Origin of the sequence: Sandarakinorhabdus oryzae (assembly GCF_009733735.1) — a bacterium.
Lineage (GTDB): Bacteria > Pseudomonadota > Alphaproteobacteria > Sphingomonadales > Sphingomonadaceae > Sandarakinorhabdus > Sandarakinorhabdus oryzae.
Genome location: NZ_WNJP01000091.1, coordinates 1 through 11,554, shown reverse-complemented (window position 1 = coordinate 11,554; position 11,554 = coordinate 1). Strand labels below are relative to the sequence as shown.

Genomic DNA, 11,554 nt, shown 5'->3' with positions numbered 1-11,554 from the left:
TGGCCGCAGCGATGATGGCGGCGGCTGGCGTGGTGGCAACCAGGGCCGCGGCGATGGCGGTCAGCCGATGCGCGGCGGTGGCCAGCGCTCGGCCGACGGAGGGCATGAGCGGCCGCAATAGGCCGCCGGCCCGATCACACCAGAACGACAGGCGTGCTGCGGCGGCGACGGCGCAGCATGCCGCCCACCAGGCCCAGGCCGGTGATCAGGCTGGCCCAGGTCGCCGGCTCCGGCACGTTGCCGACCCCCGGCTGCACCAGGTTGTAACCGGCAATCTGGTCGCCGATGTAGAGGCCGAGATCGTTGATGCCCTGCACGCTGCCATCGCCAAAGGGATTGTCGCAGGCATGGCCCGGCGCTTCGGCGCCATCGCACATCGCCTCGCCGCTGCCATCGGGATTGAGCGGGCCCGTGTATTTGTAGAATTCATAGCGGCGCACCAGCGCCTTGCCGGCAGCGCCAATGCCCAGTTCGGCCGCCAGCTCGCCATTGGGGGCACCCGGGCCTGATTGCAGCAGATACCATTCGGTCTCGATCTCGGCGTTGCCCGGGACCACGAAATTGCCGTTTACCAGCTCGTCGAGATGGACCTCGTTCTCCACTTCATGGCTGAACACCTTCACCCAGAAGGCCGGGCCCCAATCCAGGCCGGCTTCCGGTGCCGGCGCCATGATCTGCGCGATCACGCCGGCCACCGGGTTTGGCTGGATTGGCGTGGGCGGCGGCGCCGGTGTCGGCGTGAAGGCGACATGCGGGATCGGGTTGGAAATCGGCGTCAGCACGCCGGTGTTGCCGCCCTGATCGACCAGCCAGCTGTAACTCACCTTGGCCGGGCTGCCGATCGTGCTCACCCCGAAATGGTCGCAGCTGATGTTGGGATAGCCGACCCCGCCGAAGATCCAGCAGCTGTCCCCCGGATTGGGGAAGGTGCCGGGCAAGGTGCCGACCGACCAGGCGCCATTGGCGAAACTGGCCTTGTAGGTGATCTTGACGCCGATGCCGGGCAGCTCGGCAATCGTCGGCGCGCCATAGCGCTCCACATCCTGCGGCGGCACGCCGAAATTGCGATCAAGCCCGAACACGCTGGTGATGTCGGCGCGGGTGAAATTGCTGTCTTCGATGAAGATTTCAAAGCCGTGGGTTTCGACTCCGGTGTCGTTGACGGCATCGAAATTGTCGAGCGCGCCGAACACTGATGTCGCCGCCGCCATGCCGGGCAGGCTGACGCCTGTCGCCAGTGCCACCAGCCATGTCATCACCCGTTTGGTCCGCATCGTCCTGGCTCCCGTCCACGTTTCGGGAGATCAGAACGCCGGCCAGGCGCTTGAAAACAGTGACAAAGAAATAACGTGATTCTCTTGATCCAGATCAAGGAGAACCCAGCGCAACCCTCTATGATTGCGTCATATTTGCGAATGCTTATCGGAAACAGACGCAGCTTGGGGGCCCGCGCAGGAAAGCGCCTTGCATCTGAGTCACTTGGCCCGATCCAGCCACCAGGCAAAGGCCAGCTGCTGCCGTTCGGCAACGTACGCGCGGGCAGCGGGGCCGGTCCAGTCGGCTGGCGCGTCGCAGCGGCCGACCCACCAGCCCTGGCCAGGCAGCCGATCCGATTCGCGCACCACCAGCACCGCCAGTTCAGGCTCACCGGCGGCGCGGCCGGCGTCGTCGATGGCGTCGAGCAGGCGGCACAGGCTGCGCATCTTGGGGCGCGAGAAGCGATAGCCCAGCGCCAGCAGCATTTCGGAATAGGACAGGTCGCGTCCGGCCTGGGCTGCGGCCACCAGCAGGGCCTTCACCTCGGGAAGATCGGCAGGCGTCACCATGGCCCGTCCATGCCATGATGACGCCGCCAATGCCACCGGCCGGAGAGGGAACCGACCGGTGGCCCGTCGGCCTAAAGGCCGTGCGGCTCGGGCGCCGGGGCCGGTTCAGGCGCCGGCGGTGCGGGTGGAGCCGGCGGTGGGGCCGGTGGTTCCGGAGGGGTCGGCGGGGTCGGCGGGGTCGGCATGGTCGTGTCGGCCGGGGCTTCCGGAACCGGCGGTGGCGTTGGTTTCCGGGGATGGGCCACTGCCGGGAGCGCGAGGGCCAGCGCGATCGGCGCCAGCCACAGGATAGGGGCGGATTTCATGATGCAACTCCTTGAACATTCTTGGTTCTCTGGTTGCCCCCAGCCCCTGTTGGCCGGTCTGTCGGGGTGGTCTGGCCGATGCGGAAACGGGGGGCATCTGCATCGGCCAGTGGCGACAGATTGACCGGCCCCGATGAACCTCAGCTTTCAGCCCGGCCCGCGGCGGGACGGGCCGTAGACGCGCAAGCGACGAAGCGTTTCGGGGCGGCCACCCGTGCGGCCGAATCAGGCGCCGCCGCACGTCCACGGCGGATGACAGCGTGGCCCGCGCCTGCTAACGCACAGGCCATGACCGTTTATCTCCACGAAGGCGACCTGCCCGCCGATGCGCTGGCGCCTGGCCCGGTGGCCGTTGACAGCGAGACCATGGGCCTCAATCCGCACCGTGACCGGCTCTGCCTGCTGCAGATCAGCGATGGCCGCGGCGACGAGCATCTCGTGCGCTTTGCCCCCGGCCAATATGACGCGCCCAACCTGAAGGCGGTGCTGGCCGATCCTGAGCGCCTCAAGCTGATGCACTTCGCCCGTTTCGACGTGGCGGTGATCCGCCAGTTTCTCGGCGTGTGGGCGGCACCGGTGTTCTGCACCAAGATTGCCTCGAAACTGGTGCGCACCTACACTGATCGCCACGGCCTGAAGGACTTGCTGAAGGAAACCCTGGGCGTCGAGATTTCCAAGCAGCAGCAATCGAGCGACTGGGGCGCCGCCGACCTGTCTGACGCGCAGAAGGAATATGCCGCCAGCGATGTGCGCTATCTGCACCGCGCCCACGAGGTGCTGGTCAGCCGGCTGGCCCGCGAAGGCCGCACCCACATCGCCCAGGCCTGTTTCGATTTCCTGCCCGCCCGCGCCGAGCTCGATCTCGTCGGCTGGGCCGAGCAGGATATCTTCGCGCATCTGTGACCGCCCGGCTGAGACCCGCGTTCGTGGCAGCCCCCCCTTCCCGCCCGCTCTCACGGCGCCAGCAGGCGGCGTTGCCGGGCAGCACGCATGATCAGCGCATGACGGTGCTGAAATGGCTGCTGCCGTCGGCCGCCTTCGCGCTCGGCATCACCATCCTGGTCTGGCCGCTGATCGGCGTGCAGGAATTTTCCTTCCTGCTCGCCAAGGACCAGGTGGCGGTGGCGCGCGAGCGGCTGCGGGTGGACCGCGCCGAATATCGCGGCAAGACCGAGGCCGGGGAGGCCTTTGCGATTTCCGCCGGCAATGCCGTGCAGCGCACCAGCGCCGTGCCGATCGTCGAGCTGACGGCGCTTGCCGCCCGGCTGGACGGCAAGGACGGCCCGGCCACGGTCGAAGCGCCGTCGGGCCGCTATTTCATCGAGGAAGACCGGCTGGAGGTCGCCGGCCCGGTCAAGCTGCGCTCCGACGGCGGCTATACGGTCGATGCGCAGACCGTGCAGATCGACCTGAAGCGCCGCACCGTGAAGACCGACGAGGCGGTGACCGGCCGGCTGCCGATGGGGACATTCCGCAGCAACCGCATGACCGGTGATCTCGCCGGCAATCGCGTCAGCCTGATCGGCAATGTCCACTTGCACATCAACCAGCGCGGCGGCAGAGGGTAGCCATGCGCGCACTTCTTCTTCTGGCCTTCGTCATTGCGGCTCCGGCGCTGGCGCAGCGCTTTGACAGCAATGCCCCCATCGACGTCGATGCCGGCCGCATCGACATCGCCGATGATGCCAACGAGGCGATTTTTTCGGGCAATGTCGTCATCCGCCAGGGCAGCATGACGCTCAACGCCGATCGCGTGCGCATCCTTTATGCGAAAGACAGCGCGGGCAATCCGCAGGTCAAGCGGCTGGACGCGCTGGGCAATGTGCGGCTGCGCCAGGACACCACGCGCGCCACCGCCAACAGCGGCATCTATGATGTGAATGCCAAGCTGGTGACGCTGATTGGCAATGTGAAGATGGACCGCGACGCCAACCACCTGGAAGGCAATCGCGTCGTCTGGAACCTTGTCACCCGCACCAGCAGCTTTGATGCGCGCTCGGCCAGCAATCCCGGCGGCCGCGTCACCGGCCGCTTCACCGTTCCGCAGAAAAATCCCTGATCCGCGCAATCGCGGCGCGCACCTCTTGCGGGCGCTCCAGCGGCAGGAAATGGCTGGTGCCGGGCAGGCGGGTCGCGCCCAGGCAGTGCGGGTGCGCGGCAAAGATCGCCAGTTCGGCATCGCGCACCGTTGAGCCTTCGTCACCGGTCAGCAGCACGAACGGGCGGCGCAGCCCGGCCAGCGCCGGTTCGACATTGGGGGAGACAGCGCGGAAGGTCGCCGATTCAAACGCCGGCGCACAGGCCAGCTCCACGCCCTCGTCGGTCTCGATCAGCCCGCCGGCAAGATAGGCCTCCAGATCGGCATCGCTCCACGTGCTGAACACGCCGCGGCCGCGATAGGCGGCGCGGGCATCGTCGCGGCTGGGGAACATGCCCCGCCGCCGCGCCGCCTGATCGGCCATCGGATTGGGAACGCTGGCGCCGGCCCGCACGTCGGCTGCCACGTCAAAGGGCAGCATCGGCGGATCGAGCAGCACCAGCCCGGCAACGCGATCTGGCCGCATCGCCGCCAGCAGCAATGACACAGTCGCCCCCATCGAATGGCCGGCCAGGATCCACGGGCGGTCGGCGTCAATCGTATCGATCAGGCGCAGCAGATCATGGGCATAATCCTCCCAGCTGGTCAGATGCGCCGGGTTGCGGTCCAGCCCGGTGAAGCCATGGCCGCGGGCATCGCTGATGGTCAGCGCCAGGCGATCGGCCAACGGCGCCAGCAGCCCGGCGTAAAGCTGGGCGTTCATGCCGGTGGCGTGGGCAAAGTGCAGACGCGGACCGGCTCCTGCCTGCAGCGCGGAAACCGGCCCGGCCGGGGTAGCAATGGTGATGCGATCCATGTCAGCCGGTTAGCAGGCTGCCATGGAGCTGCCAGCCCCCACAGTGAAGCAGGGTCTGGTGCGTCAGGCGGCGGCGACAGTCCGGCGGCGGCGCATCAGGCCGCCTACGGCGCCAAAGCCGGCGAGCAGCATCGCCCAGCTCGACGGTTCCGGCACGCCGTTGACCACCGAGCGGGTGGACAGGGTGATATCGTCCACGGCGAAATCATTGCCCTGGCGCAGGTTGTTGGCATTGATCAGCGACAGTTGCACCGTGGTGGCGGTGCCGCTGTTGAAACTGGTGGACAGGCCAAACCAGGTGCCAGCCTGGTTGGCCGGAATGGTGAGCGTGGCAAGATCGGTTGGCGCCCCGCCATCAAGCGAGATACGGAAGGTGAAATTGGGATCGCTGTTGCCGGGCAGCACGAAGCTGCAGCACACGTTCATGGCAAAGGCTTCAAAAAAGTAGTTGGTGTTGGCCGCAATGGCGATGGTCGACGATTGCCAGACGATATCACCCAGAGTGGGCGCGCCATTGCCGACATACATCAAGCCGGTGCCGGTGGTGTGATCACCGCGCGAGACAAAGGCGGAATTCCACGGAAACGGGTTGGAGCGGACGGTGTATTGGCCCTCGGTGCTGTTGCCGCCCGGGCTGTAGGCATAGCCCGAGGTGAAGCCGGTGTTGCCCGCCTCGAAATCGCCATTGGTGATGAGATTTGCCGCCGTCGCCGGCACCGCTGCCGTGGCAGCCGCCACAGCCAAAGCCAAACCAATCCGCATCGCCCCACTCCCCAACACCAAATAATAAACGAACTTATAATATTTCATTCATTCTTTGGCCAGAGCTAATTGGGCATGCGTCCGCAGCCCCGCAGGCTGCAGGCGCTACTACCGTCGGTCGGTCGTGGGTCAGCCGCCGCTGCGGTTCAGCCAGCGTTTGAGGATGGCGCTGTTCCTGGCCAGCAGTGCCGGATCGCGCGCGTCGGGCGCAGTCATGATCGCCTGGTCGAGCACGCAGTCGATCGGGCTGGCGGCCCGCGTCGCCGGCAGGCTGGCACAGAGCGTCACGATCATCGCCCGCGCCAGCGCGGCGTTGCCGTGCATGACGGCCATGATGTCGGTCACGTCAACATCGCTGCCGTCGTGCCAGCAATCGAAATCCGTCACCATGGCGACCAGCGCATAGGGCAGCTCTGCCTCGCGCGCCAACTTGGCTTCCGGCATCGCCGTCATGCCGATAAGGTCGCAGCCCCACGCCTGGTGTAGCCGGCTTTCGGCGCGCGTCGAAAAGGCCGGGCCCTCCATCGCCAGATACGTCGCGCCGCGATGCACCCGGCCGCCGACCGCCGCAACGGCATCGGCCGCCAGCGCGGACAGGCGCGGGCAGACCGGATCGGCCATCGGCACATGCGCCACCAGCCCGGCTTCGAAGAAGGTCGATGGCCGGCCCTTGGTGCGGTCGATGAACTGGTCCACCACCACGAATTCGCCGGGCGCCATGGCCTGGTTGAGCGAACCCACCGCCGACACCGCCAGCACATCGGTACAGCCCAGCCGCTTCAGCGCATCGATATTGGCGCGCACATTGAGCTGATGCGGCGGAATTCGGTGGCCGCGGCCGTGGCGGGGCAGGAAACAGACCTCCATGCCGGCAATGTGGCCGGTCAATATGGCGTCAGACGGTTCGCCCCAGGGACTGTCCACGGTGACCCAGCGCGCGTCCTCCAACCCGTCGATGGCATAGAGGCCGGAGCCGCCGATGATGCCCAATTTCCACATTCAGCACTTCCAGTTCACCCACTCACCCGGCGCGCGTCAATCGGCCAGCGCTCCAGCGTGCCGTCCTCGTCCGCCACGAACAGCGCATCGTGCAGCGCGATGGTGGGATCGACATGGCCCGGCTGCAGCCAGACCAGCGCGCCCTCCTCCACCCCGCCCGGCGGGATGATGGCGCCATGCTCGTCTCCTGCCGGGTGGTAGCGGCTGCCCGCCGGCATGACGACACGGCTCACCGGCCCATTGGGATGCAGCGCCTTGTGCCCGGCATCGCACGTCACATGCCCGGCATGATTGGCCGACACCACGCTTGCCGCCAGGAACAGCGCCGGCTGGAAGGGCAGATCGCCGAGATCGCCATATTCCACGTCCATCAGCGCATAGCTGCCGGCCTGCAGCTCGGTATAGACGCCGTGCGCCAGATCGAGATCGGCCGTGCCGGTGCCGCCGCCGGTGACGATGGCAGGCGGCACCCCGGCAGCGGTGAGCGACGTGATCACCGCGCGCAGATGGCCGCTCCACTTCTCGTTGGCCACATCACGCTCATCAGGCAGCAGATGCTGGAAATGTCCGCAATAGGCCTGGATGCCGGCATAGTTGAGATTGGGGAACATCCCGATCGCCGCCGCCAGCACAGGGGCGGCCTCGGGCTTCACCCCGGCGCGGCCCATGCCCGGATCGATATCGACATAGATGTCGAGCACCACCCCGGCATCGCGCGCCGCCACGAAGGCATTGGCCATCTGCGCCGTGCTGTCGATCACCGCGCCCATCTTGGCGTGGCTCGCCAGCGCCGCCAGCCGCGGCCAGCCCCAGGGCGGCACTGGCGCCGTCACCAGCACATCGGGGATGCCCCCGGCCACGAAGGCTTCCGCCTCGCCCACCGTCTGGCAACACAGGCCCACCGCGCCCATTTCCACCTGCAACTGGCCAAGCGTGCTGCACTTGTGCATCTTGCCATGGGCGCGCAGCCGCACGCCGCGCGCATCGCAGCCATCCTGCATGGCGGCGAGATTGGCCTCCATCACCGCGCGGCGAACCACAAGCGCCGGCGTGATCGGCGGGTTCGCCCTGGCAAGGAATTCGGCGGTGCTCTGCATCGCATCGTCTTGCCGCGCCCCCGTGTTTGAGTCAAAGAGCGCGCCGAACGGGGCAAGCGCATTACGGAGATTCCATGTCTGTGCAACCAGTGGTGATCATCACCGGCGCCTCGTCGGGCGTGGGCCTGTGGGCCGCCAAGTCGCTGGCCGATCGCGGCTGGATGGTGATCATGGCCTGCCGTGATCTCGCCAAGGCCGAACGCGCCGCGAACGAAGTGGGCATCCCGGCCGACAAGCGCTGCCTCCTGCACATCGATCTGGGCGATCAGGCCAGCGTGCGCCGCTTCGTCGATGAATTCCATGCGAGGGGCCTGGCGCTTGACGCCCTGCTGCTCAACGCCGCCGTCTACCTGCCGCGCCTCGAAGCGCCGATGCGCAGCCCGGAAGGCTATGAAATCAGCGTCGCCACCAATTATTTCGGCCACTTCCTCCTCGCCCACCTGCTGATCGAGGATCTGAAAAAGGCCAAGGGCCGGCTGCAATCGCCGCCGCGCCTGATCACGCTGGGCACGGTCACGGCCAACAGCGAGGAATTCGGCGGCAAGATCCCCATCCCCGCCCCGGCTGACCTGGGTGACCTCGCCGGGCTGGCAGCAGGATTCAAGGCCCCCATCGCCATGATCGACGGCAAGCCGTTCAAGCCCGGCAAGGCCTACAAGGACAGCAAGCTCGCCTGCATGATCATGAGCCGCGAGTTCCAGAAGCGCTGGGGCGACACCGGCATCGTGTTCAACACGCTCTACCCCGGCTGCGTCGCCGAAACCCCCCTCTTCCGCCACACGCCGCCGGCCTTCCAGAAGATCTTCCCCTGGTTCCAGAAGAACATCACCAAGGGCTATGTGAGCCAGCCGCTGGCCGGGGAACGCACCGCGCAGGTGGTCGCCGATCCGGCCTTCGCCAGCCAGTCGGGCGTGCATTGGAGCTGGGGCAACCGCCAGAAGGAAGGCCGCATGCCGTTCGCGCAGCCACTCTCGGCGCGCGGGACGAACGAAGCCCGCAATGAGCGGCTGTGGGATTTGACGTTGAAGGCGGTGGGGCTGGCGGCCTGAACCGCCAGCCCTCCCTTCAGCGGCGATAGAAGCCGATCGCGGCATCCAGTTCGCCATAGCGGCGCGTCAGATAGCTGCGCTGTTCGGCATCATAGCCCGTGCGGCCATAGGCAGCATCGAGGCGCTGCAGATCGCCCATCTGGGCGCGCATCTGCGCCACCTGGGCGGCATTCACCCGCCCGGCGCGTTGCGCTGCCACCAGTCGCGTTTCCATCTGGGCCCAACGCTGCGTGTTGCGATCATTGCCGAAGCCACCGGTCAGCATGCCGCCCATGCGGCTGTCGATCTGGGCATAACGCGCCTTCAGATCAGCTTCTTCCCGGGCATCCAGGCCATTGTACTGGTAACGCATTTCAAGCTGGCCAAGGCTGCGCCAGTCGCTGCGCAGGCGCCAGGCGTCGCCCTGGCTGATGCTGCGATTGCGGACAGCCTCGTTCAGACGTTGCTCGAACAGGGCATTCTGGCTGGCCAGCGGCTGCCAGCGGCCATCGGTCTGATAATTGCCGGCACCGCCATTTTGGCCCCCATATTGGCCGCCGTTCTGGCCGTTGTTCTGATAGCCGACGCGCTGCGACAGGGCGCGATAACGTGTGCGCAGATCTTCGCGTTCCTGCGGCTGCATCGGGCCATCGGCCGAATATTGTGCCTCGAGGCGCACGATATCCTCATATTCGCGGCGCATGCCATCGGCTTCGTTGCGGCTCAGGGCGCCATCGCGCACGGCGGCATCGATGCGCGCATCCAGCTGCTCGCGGCGCTGCTCGAACGGGCGGCGGCCCTGGTTCCAATCGGATTCCAGCGTCTGCTCGGCGGCCTGATTGGTGCCAAACACATTGCCGAACAATTGTTCGAGGAAATTGCCGCGAGGTTGCTGAGTCGGCTGCTGTGCAGAGACAGCAGTGGAAATCATCAAAGCGGTTACGGCGGTGAATGAAAGCAAGCTGATTTTCATTTTGAATCATGCCCTTTAAAAACTGCAAATCGCTAGCTTGCAATTCCTGTTAGCACGTTATTTCTGAACGACTCACAACAAACTAGATTTTTTCTTTTTCTCCCGGCGTAATTCCGTAACGCTCCACCAATTTCCACACATGCGGCGGCACCATATTCTTCATCATTGCAGGCGCTTCACGGCGCAGGTGCAGGATGGTTTCGATGGCCTTCATTTCGACGCGGGTACGGGCGAATTCCTTGCCCTTGGGGCCGACGAGCGGCATCAGTTTGCCGACCAGCGGCCGGATGAACTTCGGCATGCGCCTGAGCGGAAGCCCGCCGGCGGCGCGTTCGGTGTTGGCGAGGAAGCCCTTCACCGGGCCGGCGCGCTTCGAACCGTCGGGCTTGCCGTTGTCGTCCGGTTCACTGACCGCCACCTCGTCACCGAGCAGGCCCAGCAATTCCGCCCCGCGATCATTCCTGACCAGCAGCCACTGCTCACCGGTGCCGCCCATATAGCCGACGGTGATGTCGGCCAAGCTGTTGGTGTAATCCACGCAGGTGCGGCAGGTGAGCGGGAAGAAATCCGGCCGCAGATCGGACAGCGGCAGCATTAGGAACGGGATGTTGCGCTTGTTCCCATCGTCGAAGCGCAGTTCGACATGATAATCGGCCTTGAATTCCAGATAGGTGATGGTCTCCGGTTTGTCGGACAGCAGCGACAGGAACTCGTGGAAATTGGCCGTCGTCGTGTTGTCGCTGCACGGCGTGCCGATCACATAGATGCGCTCGAAGCCGAGCTTGGCCTCCAGCCGGCGCAGGGCGTGGATCTGGCAGGGGATGCCGATGATGCCGATGCGCGTGAAGCCGGCGGCCCGCGCCGGTTCCAGCAACGCCAAGAGCGGCGCATAGCCCATGCGCATGCCGCGCACCTTGGCCATCGCTTCGGGCTTCGTCACCATCACCGGGCGCGGCTTCCACTTGTCGTCCGGGTCGGGCGCCATGGTGAGGATGGCCTGCACCGCGCCGGTTTCCAGCAACCGCTCGCCCAGCCGGCTGGTGATGCCGGTCCATTGCGCGCCTTCACTCGGCTGCTTCAGCCGCGCCTTGGCCATGCGCTGGAACGGGCCAAAGAACAGCTCATCCGCCCGGTTTTCGTCGCGGGCGCGGCCATGGACCTGGGCCTCCATCGCGGCATAGTCGGGCTTGATGAACTGGCAGGCGGTGCCGCAATCGGTGGGCGTCGCCGTGCGCGACACGCCGCAATCGGTGCACAGCCCGCGCGGGGCCGCGGGCGCAAATTCGGGCGCAATCAGGCCGGTATCAGTCACGTGGTTCCCCAATATGTTTGGCACCCCTGCCTGGGCGCGCTGTTAGCCTGTCGCCCCTCACATCTGCAACGTCACATTCGCAAGGGCGCCGCATAGCCGGTCAATTCCAGATAGCCGCGCCCGCCCGGCACGGTGACGGCGCCTTCCCAATAGACCGGCCCGCCGCTCATCCGGCTGTCCAGCTCCTGATCCGCCATCAGCGGCGAGACGGGCAGCGTGTGCCACACCCCGCCCACGCGCAGCGCCACGGTTGGCTGCACCGGCCAGCGCGCGTTGCTGCGCGGGCTTTGCCACCAGCCGCCGGCCTGCCAGCGCACGTCCTGCGGCTTCAGCACGGTCAGCACGCCGGCCTTGCTGC

General features: G+C 66.3%; 12 protein-coding genes and 1 pseudogene. 4 read left to right on the top strand and 9 right to left on the bottom strand.

Features of this window, described 5'->3' with window-relative positions:
• Nucleotides 1-134: 134 nt before the first annotated feature.
• Together GJ693_RS17735 and GJ693_RS10025 are read right to left on the bottom strand one after the other, a co-directional pair.
• Nucleotides 135-242 (bottom strand): annotated as a pseudogene (locus tag GJ693_RS17735) (PEPxxWA-CTERM sorting domain-containing protein); the annotation flags it as partial.
• Nucleotides 243-1,475: 1,233 nt separating this feature from the next.
• Entirely contained in the window at nucleotides 1,476-1,826 is a 351-nt protein-coding gene (locus GJ693_RS10025) for a ribose-phosphate pyrophosphokinase (RefSeq protein ID WP_156256170.1), read from the bottom strand.
• 593 nt (nucleotides 1,827-2,419) lie between these two features.
• Between GJ693_RS10025 and GJ693_RS10020 the strand changes: the two genes are divergently transcribed.
• The 3 genes from GJ693_RS10020 to lptA are packed head-to-tail and all read left to right on the top strand — an operon-like array spanning nucleotide 2,420 to nucleotide 4,190.
• Entirely contained in the window at nucleotides 2,420-3,034 is a 615-nt protein-coding gene (locus GJ693_RS10020) for a ribonuclease D (protein ID WP_156256169.1), read from the top strand.
• 23 nt (nucleotides 3,035-3,057) lie between these two features.
• A complete protein-coding gene (gene lptC, locus GJ693_RS10015) occupies nucleotides 3,058-3,699 on the top strand; it encodes an LPS export ABC transporter periplasmic protein LptC (RefSeq protein ID WP_207789960.1) in 642 nt (213 codons plus the stop codon).
• A gap of 2 nt (nucleotides 3,700-3,701) precedes the next feature.
• Nucleotides 3,702-4,190, top strand: a complete 489-nt coding sequence (gene lptA / locus GJ693_RS10010) for a lipopolysaccharide transport periplasmic protein LptA (RefSeq protein ID WP_156256167.1) — start codon at nucleotides 3,702-3,704, stop codon at nucleotides 4,188-4,190.
• On the opposite strand, the gene GJ693_RS10005 is transcribed toward lptA, so the two are convergent.
• From GJ693_RS10005 to GJ693_RS09990, 4 genes are all read right to left on the bottom strand, one after another.
• Nucleotides 4,165-5,025: an alpha/beta fold hydrolase gene (locus tag GJ693_RS10005; RefSeq protein ID WP_156256166.1), complete on the bottom strand. Its 861-nt coding sequence runs from the start codon at nucleotides 5,023-5,025 to the stop codon at nucleotides 4,165-4,167. The two genes, lptA and GJ693_RS10005, sit on opposite strands and share 26 nt — an antisense overlap.
• Before the next feature lie 63 nt (nucleotides 5,026-5,088).
• A complete protein-coding gene (locus GJ693_RS16890) occupies nucleotides 5,089-5,787 on the bottom strand; it encodes a PEPxxWA-CTERM sorting domain-containing protein (RefSeq protein ID WP_235902800.1) in 699 nt (232 codons plus the stop codon).
• A 129-nt stretch (nucleotides 5,788-5,916) separates the two neighbouring features.
• On the bottom strand, nucleotides 5,917-6,786 hold the full coding sequence (gene mtnP, locus GJ693_RS09995) for an S-methyl-5'-thioadenosine phosphorylase (RefSeq protein WP_156256165.1): 870 nt from the start codon (nucleotides 6,784-6,786) through the stop codon (nucleotides 5,917-5,919).
• Between the two features lie 14 nt (nucleotides 6,787-6,800).
• The gene (locus tag GJ693_RS09990; protein ID WP_156256164.1) at nucleotides 6,801-7,883 is read right to left on the bottom strand and encodes an alanine racemase; all 1,083 of its coding nucleotides are present in this window, start codon (nucleotides 7,881-7,883) and stop codon (nucleotides 6,801-6,803) included.
• A gap of 74 nt (nucleotides 7,884-7,957) precedes the next feature.
• Between GJ693_RS09990 and GJ693_RS09985 the strand changes: the two genes are divergently transcribed.
• Nucleotides 7,958-8,932: a protochlorophyllide reductase gene (locus tag GJ693_RS09985; protein WP_156256163.1), complete on the top strand. Its 975-nt coding sequence runs from the start codon at nucleotides 7,958-7,960 to the stop codon at nucleotides 8,930-8,932.
• A gap of 16 nt (nucleotides 8,933-8,948) precedes the next feature.
• Here GJ693_RS09985 and GJ693_RS09980 read toward each other — a convergent pair whose 3' ends face one another.
• The 3 genes from GJ693_RS09980 to GJ693_RS09970 form a co-directional block, all read right to left on the bottom strand.
• A complete protein-coding gene (locus GJ693_RS09980; protein ID WP_156256162.1) occupies nucleotides 8,949-9,842 on the bottom strand; it encodes a hypothetical protein in 894 nt (297 codons plus the stop codon).
• A gap of 124 nt (nucleotides 9,843-9,966) precedes the next feature.
• Nucleotides 9,967-11,196, bottom strand: a complete 1,230-nt coding sequence (locus GJ693_RS09975) for a Coenzyme F420 hydrogenase/dehydrogenase, beta subunit C-terminal domain (protein WP_156256161.1) — start codon at nucleotides 11,194-11,196, stop codon at nucleotides 9,967-9,969.
• 71 nt (nucleotides 11,197-11,267) lie between these two features.
• The coding region (locus tag GJ693_RS09970; protein ID WP_197042092.1) for a lipocalin family protein at nucleotides 11,268-11,554 on the bottom strand (287 nt) is incomplete at its 5' end.

Bases quoted from the DNA above. Each gene is read 5' to 3' on its own strand.
- GJ693_RS09990 (WP_156256164.1), bottom strand. From the start codon at position 7,883: ATGCAGAGCACCGCCGAATTCCTTGCCAGGGCGAACCCGCCGATCACG.
- GJ693_RS09980 (WP_156256162.1), bottom strand. From the start codon at position 9,842: ATGATTTCCACTGCTGTCTCTGCACAGCAGCCGACTCAGCAACCTCGC.
- mtnP (WP_156256165.1), bottom strand. From the start codon at position 6,786: ATGTGGAAATTGGGCATCATCGGCGGCTCCGGCCTCTATGCCATCGAC.
- lptA (WP_156256167.1), top strand. From the start codon at position 3,702: ATGCGCGCACTTCTTCTTCTGGCCTTCGTCATTGCGGCTCCGGCGCTG.
- GJ693_RS10005 (WP_156256166.1), bottom strand. From the start codon at position 5,025: ATGGATCGCATCACCATTGCTACCCCGGCCGGGCCGGTTTCCGCGCTG.
- GJ693_RS16890 (WP_235902800.1), bottom strand. From the start codon at position 5,787: ATGCGGATTGGTTTGGCTTTGGCTGTGGCGGCTGCCACGGCAGCGGTG.
- GJ693_RS10025 (WP_156256170.1), bottom strand. From the start codon at position 1,826: ATGGTGACGCCTGCCGATCTTCCCGAGGTGAAGGCCCTGCTGGTGGCC.
- GJ693_RS10020 (WP_156256169.1), top strand. From the start codon at position 2,420: ATGACCGTTTATCTCCACGAAGGCGACCTGCCCGCCGATGCGCTGGCG.
- GJ693_RS09985 (WP_156256163.1), top strand. From the start codon at position 7,958: ATGTCTGTGCAACCAGTGGTGATCATCACCGGCGCCTCGTCGGGCGTG.